This window comes from Paraburkholderia sp. SECH4 (assembly GCF_030511745.1).
Lineage (GTDB): Bacteria > Pseudomonadota > Gammaproteobacteria > Burkholderiales > Burkholderiaceae > Paraburkholderia > Paraburkholderia madseniana.
Genome location: NZ_JALOCP010000006.1, coordinates 14,798 through 29,099 on the forward strand (window position 1 = coordinate 14,798; position 14,302 = coordinate 29,099).

Annotated in this window: 13 protein-coding genes; 11 read left to right on the plus strand and 2 right to left on the minus strand. The window is 63.1% G+C overall.

Going from position 1 to position 14,302, the window contains the following annotated elements; translation table 11 throughout:
* The first annotated feature begins 11 nt into the window (after window positions 1-11).
* From rnpA to yidC, 3 genes are all read left to right on the plus strand, one after another.
* Complete coding sequence (rnpA, locus tag M0D67_RS10840) at window positions 12-512, plus strand: ribonuclease P protein component (protein WP_171925254.1); 501 nt, start codon at window positions 12-14, stop codon at window positions 510-512.
* A gap of 115 nt (window positions 513-627) precedes the next feature.
* Entirely contained in the window at window positions 628-858 is a 231-nt protein-coding gene (gene yidD / locus M0D67_RS10845) for a membrane protein insertion efficiency factor YidD (protein ID WP_007180115.1), read from the plus strand.
* Window positions 859-888: 30 nt separating this feature from the next.
* Complete coding sequence (yidC, locus tag M0D67_RS10850) at window positions 889-2,550, plus strand: membrane protein insertase YidC (RefSeq protein ID WP_266238818.1); 1,662 nt, start codon at window positions 889-891, stop codon at window positions 2,548-2,550.
* A 96-nt stretch (window positions 2,551-2,646) separates the two neighbouring features.
* On the opposite strand, the gene M0D67_RS10855 is transcribed toward yidC, so the two are convergent.
* Window positions 2,647-3,126 (minus strand): XRE family transcriptional regulator, encoded by a 480-nt coding sequence (locus M0D67_RS10855; RefSeq protein ID WP_266238819.1) that lies wholly within the window; start codon window positions 3,124-3,126, stop codon window positions 2,647-2,649.
* Between the two features lie 347 nt (window positions 3,127-3,473).
* Between M0D67_RS10855 and mnmE the strand changes: the two genes are divergently transcribed.
* The 3 genes from mnmE (at window position 3,474) to M0D67_RS10870 (ending at window position 6,830) form a co-directional block, all read left to right on the plus strand.
* Entirely contained in the window at window positions 3,474-4,868 is a 1,395-nt protein-coding gene (mnmE, locus tag M0D67_RS10860) for a tRNA uridine-5-carboxymethylaminomethyl(34) synthesis GTPase MnmE (RefSeq protein ID WP_211706321.1), read from the plus strand.
* A 296-nt stretch (window positions 4,869-5,164) separates the two neighbouring features.
* Window positions 5,165-6,376, plus strand: coding sequence for a tyrosine-type recombinase/integrase (locus M0D67_RS10865; RefSeq protein WP_266238820.1), 1,212 nt, complete (start codon window positions 5,165-5,167; stop codon window positions 6,374-6,376).
* 292 nt (window positions 6,377-6,668) lie between these two features.
* Complete coding sequence (locus M0D67_RS10870) at window positions 6,669-6,830, plus strand: hypothetical protein (protein WP_166618149.1); 162 nt, start codon at window positions 6,669-6,671, stop codon at window positions 6,828-6,830.
* A 97-nt stretch (window positions 6,831-6,927) separates the two neighbouring features.
* On the opposite strand, the gene M0D67_RS10875 is transcribed toward M0D67_RS10870, so the two are convergent.
* Window positions 6,928-7,257 carry an ecotin precursor gene (locus M0D67_RS10875; RefSeq protein WP_154558783.1) on the minus strand — a complete coding sequence of 110 codons (330 nt, stop codon included), beginning with the start codon at window positions 7,255-7,257 and terminating at the stop codon, window positions 6,928-6,930.
* Between the two features lie 328 nt (window positions 7,258-7,585).
* Between M0D67_RS10875 and M0D67_RS10880 the strand changes: the two genes are divergently transcribed.
* From M0D67_RS10880 to M0D67_RS10900, 5 genes are all read left to right on the plus strand, one after another.
* On the plus strand, window positions 7,586-9,151 hold the full coding sequence (locus tag M0D67_RS10880) for a methyl-accepting chemotaxis protein (protein WP_301717710.1): 1,566 nt from the start codon (window positions 7,586-7,588) through the stop codon (window positions 9,149-9,151).
* 76 nt (window positions 9,152-9,227) lie between these two features.
* Complete coding sequence (locus tag M0D67_RS10885; RefSeq protein WP_266238822.1) at window positions 9,228-9,692, plus strand: chemotaxis protein CheW; 465 nt, start codon at window positions 9,228-9,230, stop codon at window positions 9,690-9,692.
* On the plus strand, window positions 9,689-11,080 hold the full coding sequence (locus M0D67_RS10890) for a protein-glutamate O-methyltransferase CheR (RefSeq protein WP_266238823.1): 1,392 nt from the start codon (window positions 9,689-9,691) through the stop codon (window positions 11,078-11,080). Before M0D67_RS10885 ends, M0D67_RS10890 begins: the two co-directional genes overlap by 4 nt.
* Window positions 11,073-11,756, plus strand: a complete 684-nt coding sequence (locus tag M0D67_RS10895) for a chemotaxis protein CheW (protein ID WP_266238824.1) — start codon at window positions 11,073-11,075, stop codon at window positions 11,754-11,756. Before M0D67_RS10890 ends, M0D67_RS10895 begins: the two co-directional genes overlap by 8 nt.
* Window positions 11,753-14,287, plus strand: a complete 2,535-nt coding sequence (locus M0D67_RS10900) for a hybrid sensor histidine kinase/response regulator (RefSeq protein ID WP_266238825.1) — start codon at window positions 11,753-11,755, stop codon at window positions 14,285-14,287. Before M0D67_RS10895 ends, M0D67_RS10900 begins: the two co-directional genes overlap by 4 nt.
* Window positions 14,288-14,302 lie beyond the last annotated feature (15 nt).

Here is a 14,302-nt window from a genome sequence, read left to right on the forward strand (position 1 = left end):
TGGCGAGCGGATTGCGCGCTCTGTCTGTGCCTACAGGCGAAGCCCGCGGTGAAGCGGGAGCGGCTGGGGCGCCGCAACTGGGCTCGATTCCGTTGCGAGCGCAAGCCGCCTTCCCCAAAGCCGCAAGGCTACTGAAAACGGATGAATTTTCATCCGTTTTTCGTTTGCGCCCGTGGCGGCGCACCGCGCACTTCGTGGTGTACGGCCGGCCCACCGGTAACGACGCTCGCTTAGGTCTCGTGATCGGCAAGAAGTATGCGCCGCGCGCGGCCACGCGTAATCTGGTACGTCGACTCGCGCGTGAAGCCTTCCGGCTGCGTCGCGCGGAATTCGGCGGTTGGGATGTGCTGTTGCGTCTGCACACGCGCTTCGACAAGAAAGCTTTGCCGAGCGCCTCGTCGCCGCCGTTGAGGGCGCTGTGCCGCAGCGAAATAGAGACGCTGCTCGATAAAGCAGCGCGCGAAATTGTCCGTCGCGAGGCGCCGCCCGCGGAAGCGCCCAAGACGGAATGACGCTCAAGTGACCGCCCGCTTTGCAGTACAGGCCGCCAAAGTAGGTCGGGCAGCCAGGCTGCGCGGGCGTCGCCCGGTACTCCACGTTGCGCGGCGCCGTTAGGCCGCACCAGTCATGCAAACGGTACTCATCGCTTTATTGCGTTTCTACAAGGTTGCCGTCAGCCCCATGCTCGGCAACCGGTGCCGTTTTTACCCTTCCTGCTCTGATTACGCGCGCGAAGCAATCCAGTATCATGGCGCCGCGCGCGGGACTTATCTCGCCGCCAGGCGTATTTGCCGCTGCCACCCGTTTTCCGCGGGCGGCATCGATCTCGTCCCGCCTCCCACTTCTGAAAAGCGCTGACGCGCCGTTCCATCGACACTGAGACAACGCATGGATATCAAACGCACCGTCCTATGGGTCATCTTTTTCATGTCAGCGGTCATGCTGTTCGACAACTGGCAACGCGACCACGGACGCCCGTCGATGTTCTTCCCGAGCGCCAATCCGACCAAGACCGTCGGTAGCGCCGCACCGGGAACCACGACGCCGGGAACCCAATCCGCCGATCTGCCGGCCACCAACGCTGCTGCGCCGGGCACTGCGCCGGCTGCTGCGGCTCAGGGCCAGCTGATCAGCTTCAGCACCGACGTCTATAACGGCGAGATCGACACCCGCGGCGGCACGCTGTCGAAGCTGTCGCTCGTCAAGCAAGGCGACGGCAAGCAGCCCGATCTGGTCATCACGCTGTTCGACCGTACCGCGAACCATACGTATCTGGCGCGCACCGGTCTGCTCGGCGGCGATTTCCCGAACCACACCGACGTCTTCACGCCGTTGCCGAACCAGCCGCACGATCTGACGGGCGACGCCAAGTCGTTCCAGCTCAGCCTCGAGTCGCCGGTGAAGGGTGGCGTGAAGGTCATCAAGACCTACACGTTCACGCGCGGCAGCTATGTGATCGGCGTCGACACGAAGATCGAGAACGTCGGGACCGCGCCGGTTACGCCGTCGGTCTATATGGAGCTGGTGCGCGACGATACGCCGGTGGAAACGCCGCGCTTCTCGCACACGTTCATCGGACCGGCTGTCTACACCGACCAGCACCACTTCCAGAAGATGACGTTCAGCGACATCGACAAGAACAAGGAAGACTTCGTCAATTCGGCCGACAACGGCTGGATCGCGATGGTGCAGCATTACTTCGCGTCGGCGTGGATTCCGCAGCAAGGTGCGAAGCGCGACATCTATGTCGAGAAGATCGATCCGACGCTGTATCGCGTTGGCGTCAAGCAGCCGGTGGCGACCATCGCCCCGGGCCAGTCGGTTGATGTGTCCGCGCGCCTGTTCGCCGGTCCGGAAGAAGAGCGCATGCTCGAAGGCATCGCCCCGGGTCTTGAACTGGTGAAGGACTATGGCTGGGTCACGATCATCGCGAAGCCGCTGTTCTGGCTGCTCGAGAAGATCCACAGCTATGTCGGCAACTGGGGCTGGTCGATCGTGCTGCTCACGCTGCTGATCAAGGCCGTGTTCTTCCCGCTGTCGGCCGCGAGCTACAAGTCGATGGCGCGCATGAAGGCGATCACGCCGCGTATGCAAGCCCTGCGCGAACGCTTCAAGGGCGATCCGCAGAAGATGAACTCGGCGCTGATGGAGCTGTACAAGACCGAAAAGGTCAATCCGTTCGGCGGCTGTCTGCCGGTCGTGATTCAGATTCCGGTGTTCATCTCGCTGTACTGGGTGTTGCTGTCGTCGGTTGAAATGCGCGGCGCGCCGTGGATTCTCTGGATTCACGATCTGTCGCAACAGGATCCGTTCTTCATCCTGCCGGTGCTGATGGCCGTCTCGATGTTCCTGCAGACCAAGCTGAACCCTACGCCGCCGGACCCGGTTCAAGCCAAGATGATGATGTTCATGCCGATCGCGTTCTCGGTGATGTTCTTCTTCTTCCCGGCCGGTCTGGTGCTGTACTACGTGGTGAACAACGTGCTGTCGATCGCCCAGCAGTACTACATCACGCGGATGATGGGTCAAACGAAGACGAAAGCGGCCTGATTGATGTCTTGCCTGAAGCGGGTGGTAGCGCCCGCTGACTGACAGGCAGAAGCTGGCTGTAAAAAAGCCGCCCGGTTTTGCACCGGGCGGCTTTTTTTATGACTCGGTCGATTGGCCTTTATCTTTCGATGTCGTTGTCGATGCGTCTTCAGGCGCGGCGTCAGTTTCCTGTTGCGTGCCGCCGTCAAACTCCGTCATCAGTTCTTCCACCAGATTGCGCTGCCTCGGCGACAAACCCACGAAGCGGTTAGCCATCTTCGTCACCAGCTCGACCGTTTCCGGCGTCATCGGATATTTCTCGCCGCGGGCAAGCGGCTTAGCCTTGCCGGAGGGCGTCGGCCCGTAGTGCAACCAGTGAACGTCCTTTTGCAGCCACGTCGCTAAAACCTGCAACTTGTCGCGCTTTGGAATCGTCGTACCCGCGAGCCATTTGTGCGCGGTTTGTGGTGAGACGGCAGGGCCACTGCTATAAAGCAGGTTGAATTCCCTGGCTAAATCGGTCCCACCCTTAATTTCTTTGGGGAGTGAGTCTTTCAGCCGTTTGGCGAAAGCTGCTTTTTCTTTGGAGGTCGGCATGGGCCCGATTGTGCAATTCGGCGCATAATCAGTGGACAACCAAACGCGCTATTTTATTGCTTAAATGAGCTATTTTTAGCCTGAAATCACCAGCTAATAACGCGTTTCACGATTTTATAGAATTCCGTCTTTTCCTTGTACAGCGTGCGTTCTAGGCATTCTGGCGCGTCCATCTGTCGCAAATGTGTCTTAGGCTATCTTAGCTTGTGTGAGATAAATCCTCATTTATCTTATGAAAATCGGGCTGCGTTAGGAATCGGGCCCGAGTCCAGAGCCAATGGATGCCCGCGTTACAATGCCCGGCGCTTACTCATGCGCATTCAATCCCTTCTGACAGCCTCGTTCCCATGCTCGCCACCGATTCCGATCCGATCGTCGCCATTGCCACCGCCCCCGGCCGAGGCGGAATCGGGGTCGTGCGGATTTCGTTCGGCCGTGCCGGGGAAGCCGCCGCGCAACCGTTGATGCAAGCGCTCACTGGCCAGGCACTCGCGCCGCGTCACGCGAGCTATGTGCCGTTTCTCGATGACACCGGCAGCGCGCTCGATCGCGGCATTGCACTGTACTTTCCCGCGCCGCACTCCTACACCGGCGAACACGTGCTCGAGCTGCAGGGGCACGGCGGTCCGGTCGTGCTGCAACTGGTGCTGCAGCGGTGCATCGACGCCGGCCGTGCGTTCGGTCTCCGTTTGGCCGAGCCGGGCGAATTCACGCGGCGCGCGTTTCTCAACGACAAACTGGATCTGGCGCAAGCGGAAGCCGTCGCCGATCTGATCGAGGCCAGCACCGAAGCTGCCGCCCGCTCGGCGGGCCGCTCGCTCGACGGTGCGTTTTCGCGCGACATCCATGCTCTGGTCGAAGAAGTCATCACGCTGCGCATGCTGGTCGAAGCGACGCTCGATTTCCCGGAAGAAGAAATCGACTTTCTCGAAGCCGCCGACGCCCGCGGCAAGCTCACGCGGATCCGCGAGCGCCTCGTGCACGTGCTGAGCGAAGCGCGCCAGGGCGCGTTGCTGCGTGAGGGTTTGTCGGTGGTGCTGGCTGGGCAGCCGAACGTCGGCAAGTCGTCGCTGCTGAACGCGCTGGCCGGCGCCGAGTTGGCCATCGTCACGCCGATCGCCGGCACGACGCGCGACAAGGTTGCGCAGACCATCCAGATCGAAGGCATTCCGCTGCACGTGATCGATACGGCCGGCCTGCGCGATACCGAAGACGAGGTGGAAAAGATCGGCATTGCGCGCACGTGGAGCGAGATCGAGCGCGCGGACGTCGTGCTGCATCTGCTCGATGCACGTACCGGCATGACCGCCGAAGACGAAACGATCGCTGCGCGCTTCCCGAGCGGCGTACCGGTGGTGCGCGTGCTGAACAAGACGGATCTGACCGGGCTCGCGCCATCGGTGACGCCGCTCGACGCGGATCTCGAACTCAGCGAAGTGGGGCTGTCGGCGAAACGGGGCGATGGCGTAGCGTTGCTGCGTGAAGAATTGCTGCGAATCGCCGGCTGGCAGGCCGGCGCGGAGAGCGTCTACCTCGCGCGCGAGCGGCATCTGATTGCGCTGCGCGCGGCCCAGGAGCATCTGGCGACGGCAGCGGCACACGCCGATCAGAACTCTCAAGCGCTCGATCTGTTCGCCGAAGAACTGCGTCTCGCGCAGGATCAACTGAACTCGATCACTGGTGAATTTAGCTCGGACGATCTTCTCGGGGTGATTTTCAGCCGGTTTTGTATCGGGAAATAATCTACTGCCAAACGACGATCTATCATCGCAAGCACCTCGCCAGAGGTTGTCGTCCACCGAGAAAGTGAAAGTTGCGTCTGAGCGGCCAAACTGCCCGCTCAAGAGCATTTCGGTGAAGCCGCCAAATTGGTACCCTTGGGATCTGGAACAACGCGCGGTTTCACCGACGACCCCCGCTCCACGTCTGCACTGCCGTGCATTGAACATCCTCTGTTGACCCAAATCCACCTATTTCGTTGGTACACAAAATCCAGCCAGTCTAAAATTGCCGGCATCCCCGCATCAAACAATCCGCCATGCCAAAACTAGCCGCCCCGCTCACCGAAACGCAGATCCGCGCGCTCGAACCGCGCGCCACCCGATATTGCGTTGCAGACGGCAACGGCCTTGTCATCGAAATCATGACGACGGGCACCAAAGTCTGGCGCTTCCGCTATTCGCTGAACGGCAAGCGCCAGCCGCTCGTTACGATCGGCGATTACCGGATGATTTCGCTGCGGGTCGCGCGCGCCAAGGCACAGAAGTACGCGGAGATGGTCGCGAACGGCGTCTCGCCGGTGGCGACGGCGCGGCGCGACCGCGGTGCGGAAAGCAAGGCAGAGGTGCTGCGCGAAGGCGCCGAGCTTTATCTCGCGACGGAGATGGCCGGCAAGTCGGCGGAATATCAGCGCACCACGCGGCGCGCGCTCGAAAAAGACGTCCTTCCTGCCATCGGGGCCAAGCCGATCAAAGCCGTGACGGACGACGACATCCGCGCGATATGCGACCAGATCAAAAGCCGCGGCTCGCCCAAAATGGCGCTGCACACGCGCAACGCCGTCAAGCGGCTCTATGAGTACCTGATCGCCCGGCAACTCGCCGCGTCCAATCCGGCAGAACTCATCCCGGCACGCTTCATCGCGACGCCGGACAGCCGCACGCGCGTGCTCGATCCTGACGAAATAGGCGCCATGCTCCGGGCGATCTACGCGTCGAACATTCGACGCCCGCTGAAATTGGCTTTACACCTGCTGGTGCTGACGATGGTGCGGAAATCGGACCTCATCGAGGCGGCCTGGTCCGAATTCAACCTCGACGCAGCACGATGGACGATCCCGGCTGAGCGCATGAATAAGGACCGTAAGCATGTGGTGCATCTCTCGCATCAGGCGGTCGCTCTGCTTCGCGAGCTTCAGGACACGAAAACCAGTCGGAATTTCGTATTCCCGAGTGTCAGGGGCGACGACCGGCCGATCGCGAAGAGCACGCTCAATCAAGCGGTCAAATCGCTCGGACTCGACGTCGAGCATTTCGTCCTACATGACTTTCGACGCACTGCGGCGACCCACTTGCGCGAGATGGGGCAGTCTGTGGACGTGATTGAGAATGCGCTGGCGCATACCGTCAAGGACGCCACGGATGGAGGTCATCACGCTGAGCACGCCGCGGAACGGCGTCGGACCTTGCAACTGTGGGCGAATTTTGTCGACGCCCAGATCGAGAACAGCCGGCACGGCGTGATCGGCTAAGTGCGGCAGATGCGGCAAACGCGGCAGCTAATAGGCCGCTTGCCGCTACTTACCTCACCATTGGCCGACAGTACACTTGATGGTACACAGAGAAAGAATGACCCGAGGCAAGCACCTTCCCAGAAAAAGAAAAATACCTTCTTCACTAGGTTCTCAATCACCCCGCACCACGCCCCGCAATCCCATTCACGTCAATCCCGCCGCGCTGCCAGCCGACCCTTCACAGCGTCCTTTTTTCTCGCCGTTCATCGTCTAAACTAAAGCATCGATGCACGTCGGGACGGAGGCTCCCATGTCTGAATCGTTAATGGCTTATTTGCTGGGACCTCTGGTGATGCTGGTGGTCGGCGTGGCGATCTGGGCCGCGTCCCACTATCGCCAAAAGACGAAGCCGGAGCGCCTCGAGCGCTGGCTCGATACGCATTATGCGGAGTGGCTGCATCACAAGCACTGAGCAGAGATACCCAACAAGACAAGGCCGTCGCACCCTGCGACGGCCTTTTTCTCTGGTGCGCGCGAGCATCGAAGCTGCGCGCGCCTCCGCACGTCCCTTACCAGCCCTGTTGAGGCTGCTGCGGATACTCCTCATATTGTGCTGGCGGCGGCGCACCGCACGCGACGTACGCACGCTGGTACTGGTCATAGCAGTATCCCGGCGGCGGCCCCGCATACACGGGCGCCGGCTGATACACCGGTTGCGCATAGACCGGCTGCTGGTAAGCGACCACAGGCGCCGGATTCAGCACAGACGTCACCACCGCGCCCAGCACGGCACCGCCGATCAGCGCACCGACCACGTCGCCGCCGTTGCCATGCGCCGACGCTTGACCCGCCACGCTCAGGCTCCCCACCATCAACAACGCCACAGCAATCTTTTTCATGTTTCTCTCCCGCCGTTCAGGCATGGAGCAGATTGTGTAGGGCGCGCGCGGAAATAGATGCTGCAGTTGGTAACCGGGCATTACGCGTGTAACGCCTGGGTCGGCCCCCCTCACCGACCGCCATCCATTCCCACGATCAATGTAAAATTCGCCGCATGACCCGTCGGACAAATCCGACGATCCGCAAAGCTTTCCGATCCTTCGACCCCGAGACCTACAAGTCGACATCGGGCGTCGAGCCCAAGCAAAAAAGTTAAGGGGCGTGCGCGTGAAACAATGGACCATCCGGCAACGGATTCTGTGCAGCTTCGGGATCGTGCTGATCGTGATGCTGGCAATGGCAATCGTCACTTTCGAGCAACTCGGCGGCATCGACCGCGACGCGAAGAGTCAGCAGGAAGACTCGATGCCCGGCCTCTACTACGCGACCGCGATGCGCGCGGCCTGGTTCGAGAACTACACCGTCACGCAGCGTCTCATTTACGTTGACGCGGACCCCGACTCCGTCAAGCGCGACACCGCCCGTTTGCAGGAGACCGAGCAAGTACTTCAGAAGCTCCTCGGCGACTACGGCGCGACCATTTTCCGCGACAACGATCGTGAGTTCTTCAATGACTTCCGCCAGCAACACACACAGTACCTGCCGATCCAGGCCTCCCTGTTGAACGTCCTGCCGAGTTCGAAAGAAAACGCCGCGCGCATCCTCAACACGCAACTCACGCCGATCTGGGAAACAGGCCGCCTCTCGGCGCGCAATCTGGTCGAAAACAACAAGGCCGACGCCGATAAAGCCGCCGAAAACATCCGCCGCTCGGTCGAGGCTACCCGTATCGTGCTGCTCGTGATGCTGCTGATTGCCGCCGTCGCCGCCGTGCTGGCCGGCTACTGGCTGCTGCGCGCGGTCACCACGCCGATGGCGAAGGTGCTGCAAGTCGTCGACGTCATGCGCACGGGTGACCTCACGCAACGTCTGCAACTGAACCGCGCGGACGAGATCGGCGCGCTCGAAGCGGGCTTTAACCGTATGACCGACGAGCTCACCGCGCTGGTCGGCCAGGCGCAGAAGTCGGCGGTTCAGGTCACCACGTCGGTGACGGAAATCGCTGCGACCTCGCGTGAACAACAGGCCACCGCGAACGAAACCGCCGCGACCACCACCGAGATCGGCGCCACGTCGCGCGAAATCTTCGCAACCTCGCGCGATCTGCTGCGCACGATGAACGAGGTCTCGGAAGTAGCAGGCCAATCAGCCGCACTCGCCGGCACCGGCCACGCCGGTCTCGCGCGCATGGAAGACACCATGCGCCTCGTGATGGAAGCGGCCGGCTCGGTCAACGCGAAGCTCGCGATCCTCAACGAAAAGGCCAGCAACATCAACCAGGTCGTCGCCACCATCACCAAGGTCGCGGATCAGACCAACCTGCTCTCGCTGAACGCAGCGATCGAAGCAGAAAAGGCCGGCGAATACGGCCGCGGCTTCGCGGTCGTGGCGACCGAGATTCGCCGTCTCGCGGATCAAACCGCCGTGGCGACCTACGACATCGAACAGATGGTCAAGGAGATCCAGTCGGCGGTGGCCGCGGGCGTGATGGGCATGGACAAGTTCTCCGAAGAGGTACGCCGCGGCATGCTCGACGTGCAGAACGTGGGCGGCCATCTCACGCAGATCATCCAGCAGGTGCAGCAACTCGCGCCGCGCTTCTCGATGGTCAACGAAGGCATGCAGACGCAAGCCACCGGCGCCGAGCAGATTACCCAGGCACTGACGCAGCTCTCGGAGGCCGCGCAGCAGACGGCGGAATCGCTGCGCCAGTCGACCCAGGCTATCGACGATCTGACGCACGTCGCCAATAGCTTGCGCACCGGCGTATCGCGCTTCAAGGTGGTGGCCTGACGCGCCGCGGCGGGTTCACCGAAGCACGCGACGCCGATTCACCCATACGCCTCTCATACAGCCCAAGCCCACGCCGATGCTCTTCATCCTCTTCACGCTCGATAACGAACGCTACGTGATCGACGCGACGCAGGTGGAGCGTCTGATGCCGCTCACGCCGCAGTCGCCGCCGAAGATGATTCCCGGCGCGCCGTCGTGGGTCGCGGGCGTGCTCGATCACGAGGGCGCGCCGCTGCCGGTGATCGATCTGCCGGCGCTCGCGCTCGGCCGCCCCGCCGCCCAGTTGATGTCGACACGCGTGGTGCTGGTGCGCTATCCGCATGCGGGCACCGTGCGCCTGCTCGCGCTGCTGCTCGAAGGCGCAACGCGCACCATTCGTCTGGACGCCGAGGCGTTTCATGACGCCGGCATCGACATGCCGAACGCGCGCTATCTGGGCCCGGTCGCAAGCGAAGCAGGCGGTCTGGTGCAATGGATTCGCGTCGAGCATCTGCTGCCCGACGACGTCAAAGCCCTGCTGTTTCCCGAGGCGCACGCATGAACGCGCATCACGACAACGCGCCGCTCTATCGACGCTTCGTCGATCTGCTGCATCGAACCATCGGGCTCGATGCAGCATCGCTCGGTCATCAGTCGATCGAGCGAGCGGTCGATCAGCACGCCGCGGCCTGGTGCGCCGACGGTCACGCCGACGCCACGCTCGCCGACTACTGGGAAGCCACGTTCGCGTCGCCCTCGATGGTGCAGGCGCTGGTCGAAACGGTGGTGGTGCCGGAGACCTGGTTCTATCGCGACGCCGACGCGTTCAGGGCGCTCGCGCGTCTTGCGCACGAACGCCTTGACGAGCGCGGCACCGCGCTGCCGCTGCGAATTCTGAGTCTGCCCTGCTCCACCGGCGAAGAGCCGTACACGATTGCGATGACGCTGCTCGACGCCGGCATCGACGCCGCGCACATGCGCATCGACGCAATGGATATCAGCGAGCGCTCGCTGGCCCTCGCTCAGCGCGCCGTGTACAGCCGCAACTCGTTTCGCGGCAATGCGTTCCCATTTCGCGACGCCCACTTCACGCGCCACGAAGACAGCTGGCGTCTCGCGCAACGCATCGTCGACGCGGTCCGGTTCTCGCACGCAAACCTGATGCAACTCGATGCCGCGGCGCTCGGCGTCTACGACTTCGTGTTCTGCCGCAACGTGCTGATTTACTTCGACCGCGACGCACAGCAGACGGCCTTGCATGCGCTCAACGGCGTGCTGGCTGAAAACGGCACGCTGTTCGTCGGTCCTTCGGAAACCGGGTTGTTGATGCGTTATGGCATGCAGTCGGCGAAGATCCCCTTGGCGTTCGCGTTCCACCGCGCCACGCCCGCTGAAGCGCAGCTCAACGGCTGGCACACCGCGTCGCTCGCCACCGCCGCGGCACTCGCGATGACGCATTCGCCAGTGCCCGCGCTCGCGCCGCTGCAGGTGTTTTCAGCCGAGCCTTTCGCGTGGCCCGATCCGGTTGCGCGCACGTCTTTAAGCGGTATTCCGCAACGCACGCCGAAACCGTCCAAAGCTGCGTCGCAGTCGCACGAGTTTGCGCCACCGCACATCACCTCGCCGACCAACGCCGCACGCGACACGCTGCAAGCCGCACGCGCGCTGGCCGACGCGGGCCGTCTGACGGAAGCCGCGAACGCGATCAAGGTCTATCTGGAACAGCACGCCCCGCACGCCGACGCGTTTTATCTGCTCGGCGTGCTGGCCGACGCCAGCGGCGATACGAACCTCGCACGCGGCCACTATCGCAAGGCGCTCTATCTCGAACCGCAGCACGCCGAGGCGCTCGCGCATCTGGCGACGCTGCTCGAACTCGAAGGCGATCGCAACGGCGCGCGTCTGTTGATGGACCGCGCGTCGCGCGCACAGGGAGCGCAACGTGGTTGAAGACCACACGGTGACCTTCGACGATTGCTGGAACCGCATCGGCGTACGAGGCGATTCGTCGTGCGAGCGGCTGGTCGAATACGTGCGCTGTCTGAATTGCCCCGTGTTCGAAGCGGCCGCGGCTAAATTGCTGGAGCGTCCGATCCCGCTTGTGGATCTCTCGCTGAATGACGCTGACACGCCGGCGCGACAGCAAAGACATGATCAGCAAGGCGCAAGTGAATCGTTCCTCATCTTCCGTATCGGCGGCGAATGGCTCGCGCTGCCCACGCCGATCTTCAAACGCATCGTGCAGACGCGGCCGATTCACACGTTGCCGCATCGGCAGCATCGCGCGGTGCTGGGCGTGGTGAACGTGCAGGGCGACTTGCTGGTGTGCCTGTCGCTCGCGCATCTGCTAGGGTTCGAAGCCGACACCACTGCAGGCGACGATAAAGCGCGTCACGATCTTCCGCGTTTGCTGGTGATCTCGCGCGCCGAAGAGCACGCGGTGTTGCCCGTCGATCAGGTCGACGGCGTGCATCGGATCGCGATCTCCACCTTTTGCCCGCCGCCTGCGACGCTCTCGCAAGCCGCCGCTGCGCATACGCGCGCCGTGGCCCCGTGGCGCGGCATGACGGTCGGCCTGCTCGACGCCGATGCATTGTTCGATACCTTGAACCGGAGTCTCGGATGACGGACGACCCGCGCCGCCCGTCGCTGATCGATCTCTTCCGCGAAGAAGCGCGGACCCAGGCACGCGTGCTCAACGACGGCCTGCTCACCCTCGACCGCGCACCGCGCGATGCCGCCGCACTCGAGGCCTGCATGCGCGCGGCGCATTCGCTGAAGGGTGCGGCGCGTATCGTCGGCGTGCAGGTTGGTGTCGAACTCGCGCACGCGATGGAAGATTGTTTCGTCGCGGCGCAGGAAGGGCGAGCGTTGCTCGATGCTGCCTGGATTGACGAGTTGCTGCGCGGGGTCGATATCGTTGCGCGCATCGGTAATGATGAGGACGAGTCGGCGCGTGATGCGGTTAGTGCGTGCGTGGCTTCGTTGCAAGCGCGGATGGTGGACGTCGTGCCGCATGGAGTGGCAATGCGGCGGGATGCTGTGCCGCCGGCTGCCTCTGCTCCTGCCGTGAGTCCTGCTCGCGTCGACGGTTCTGCATCTGCATCCAGCGTAGCTACCAAACCGCAAACCGCATCGGCCGACGCTGACGCTGCATTCAATCTGCTAGCCAACGCCCTGCGCGCAGAAGCGACACCTGCCTCAGCCGCACCGGCCAGCGCGAGTGCAAATGCATCCGCGCCAGTCTCGGGAACCCCGTTTGCTCCGGCAAACGCCCCTGCGTCTGCCTCTGCGACCCCATTCGCTTCTTCATCCGCCACGGCAACCTGGGCCGCTCCTGCAAGTGCCTCCGGGTCGTCGACCACAACCGCGTCCACCTCGACCGAATCAAGCGCCCCAGCAACAGACCCCGGCCGCATGCTGCGCGTACGCGCCGACAACCTCGACCGGCTGCTCTCCCTATCCGGCGAATCGCTGGTCGAATCACGCTGGCTCAAACCCTTCGCGCAATCGATGCTGCGCGTCAAACGCGTCCAACGTGACGGCACCCGCGCGCTGGATCAGTTGCACGAAACGCTCGCCGACCTGAAGCTCGACCCGCGCGCACACGCCGCACTCGAAGAACTGCGCCGCCTCACAGCGGAATCGCAGCACCTGCTCGCCGAGCGCCTGGCCGATCTGGAAAGCTTCGACCGCCGCTCGACCCATCTGTCGCAACAGCTGTACGACGCCGCACTGCAATGCCGCATGCGCCCTTTCGGCGACGGCACCAGCGGTCTCGCACGCATGGTGCGCGACGTCGCGCGTTCGCTCGGCAAGAAGGTGCGCTGGCAACTGGTCGGCGAATCGACTCAGGTCGACCGTGACATTCTCGATCTGCTCGAAGCGCCGCTCGGCCACATGCTGCGCAACGCGATCGACCACGGCATCGAAGCGCCTGCGGTCCGTCTCGCGCGCGGCAAGCCCGAAGAAGGCACGCTCACGCTCGACGCCCGTCACACCGCCGGCACCCTGCTCATCAGCGTCTCCGACGACGGCGCGGGCATCGATCTCGACGCACTGCGCACGTCGATCGTTCGCAAAAAACTGGCGAGTGCGGAAACGGCCGCCCGTCTGTCCGAAACCGAACTGCTCGAATTCCTCTTGTTGCCCGGCTTCTCGCTGCGCGATCAGGTCACCGAGGTGTCAGGCCGTGGCGTCGGACTCGACGCGGTGCACGACGTCGTCAAGCGCGTGCGTGGCACGGTGCGCATCACACACGAACCCGGCGTCGGCACGCGCGTGCAGTTGCAGTTGCCCCTCACGCTCTCGGTGATTCGCAGCTTGCTCGTCGAAGTCGCGGGCGAGCCGTACGCCGTGCCGCTCGCGCATGTGAACCGCACGCTGCACGTGAGCCGCGCGGATATCGAATTGCTCGAGGGCCATCAGCACATTGCCTTCGACGGCCGCCGCATCGGCGTCGTCACCGCGCATCAGATTCTCGACACCGCACCGCCCGCCAACGAAGGCGATACCGTCAGCCTGATCGTGATCGGCGACGGTGAAGAAACCTACGGCGTGGTGGTCGATCGCTTTCTCGGCGAGCGCATGCTGGTCGTGCAGCCGCTCGACCCGCGCCTCGGCAAGATCAGGAACATCACCGCCGGCGCGTTGATGGAAAACGGCGACCCGGTGCTGATCGCGGACGTCGACGACTGGCTGCGCTCAGTCGAAAGGCTCGTCGCAGGCGGCGATCTGAAACATACGCAGCACGGCGCTACCCTCACCGCCCGGCGCGTCACGCGGCGCGTGCTGGTGGTCGACGATTCGCTCACCGTGCGCGAGCTCGAACGCAAGCTGCTGGCGACACGCGGCTACGACGTGACGATCGCCGTCGACGGCATGGACGGCTGGAACGCGGTGCGTGGCGAGCACTTCGACCTCGTGATTACCGACATCGACATGCCGCGCATGGACGGCATCGAACTCGTCACGCTCATCAAGCGCGATCCGCAACTGCAGTCGCTGCCGGTGATGATCGTCTCGTACAAGGATCGTGAAGAGGACCGCCGCGCCGGCCTGAACGCGGGTGCGGATTACTATCTGGCGAAAGGCAGTTTCCACGACGAAGCACTGCTCGACGCAGTGCGCGATCTGATCGGCGAAGCTTACGGTTAAACCCACGGGTAAAAC

What these genes read in the sequence shown, in the direction of transcription:
- M0D67_RS10865 (WP_266238820.1), top strand. Translation starts at nt 5,165, where the DNA reads ATGCCAAAACTAGCCGCCCCGCTCACCGAAACGCAGATCCGCGCGCTC.
- M0D67_RS10880 (WP_301717710.1), top strand. Translation starts at nt 7,586, where the DNA reads ATGCTGGCAATGGCAATCGTCACTTTCGAGCAACTCGGCGGCATCGAC.
- yidC (WP_266238818.1), top strand. Translation starts at nt 889, where the DNA reads ATGGATATCAAACGCACCGTCCTATGGGTCATCTTTTTCATGTCAGCG.
- M0D67_RS10855 (WP_266238819.1), bottom strand. Translation starts at nt 3,126, where the DNA reads ATGCCGACCTCCAAAGAAAAAGCAGCTTTCGCCAAACGGCTGAAAGAC.
- M0D67_RS10900 (WP_266238825.1), top strand. Translation starts at nt 11,753, where the DNA reads ATGACGGACGACCCGCGCCGCCCGTCGCTGATCGATCTCTTCCGCGAA.
- yidD (WP_007180115.1), top strand. Translation starts at nt 628, where the DNA reads ATGCAAACGGTACTCATCGCTTTATTGCGTTTCTACAAGGTTGCCGTC.
- M0D67_RS10870 (WP_166618149.1), top strand. Translation starts at nt 6,669, where the DNA reads ATGTCTGAATCGTTAATGGCTTATTTGCTGGGACCTCTGGTGATGCTG.
- M0D67_RS10885 (WP_266238822.1), top strand. Translation starts at nt 9,228, where the DNA reads ATGCTCTTCATCCTCTTCACGCTCGATAACGAACGCTACGTGATCGAC.
- M0D67_RS10890 (WP_266238823.1), top strand. Translation starts at nt 9,689, where the DNA reads ATGAACGCGCATCACGACAACGCGCCGCTCTATCGACGCTTCGTCGAT.
- mnmE (WP_211706321.1), top strand. Translation starts at nt 3,474, where the DNA reads ATGCTCGCCACCGATTCCGATCCGATCGTCGCCATTGCCACCGCCCCC.
- M0D67_RS10875 (WP_154558783.1), bottom strand. Translation starts at nt 7,257, where the DNA reads ATGAAAAAGATTGCTGTGGCGTTGTTGATGGTGGGGAGCCTGAGCGTG.